The sequence below is a fragment of the Fructilactobacillus sp. X2R1C1 genome (assembly GCF_059901435.1).
On record NZ_JBWXUV010000125.1, the window covers coordinates 1 to 250 of the forward strand.

1 pseudogene is annotated in these 250 nt (G+C 58.4%); it reads left to right on the forward strand.

What is annotated here, in order from left to right:
* Positions 1–250: pseudogene (locus AC6UDG_RS07730) on the forward strand (hypothetical protein); the annotation flags it as partial.

Below are 250 nucleotides of genomic sequence, written 5' to 3' on the forward strand. Positions count from 1 at the left end.
GGTCCAGGTACTAGTGTGCGTCGAAGGTCCAACCGATGTACTAGCCTTGAAAGCCCTTTCCAAAGCGCTCCACGAGGTCGACTCCAACCTGCCAAATCTTTCATCCGATGAGCGACTGGCATTTGTTGTCCTGGGCGGTGGAACGCTGGAGCACTGGGTCAATCACCACTACCTGCGGGGCCTAGGCAAGCAGGAGGTGCACATCTACGACGGCGATGTCCCGGCATATGCCCTAAGCGCGCAGCAGGTC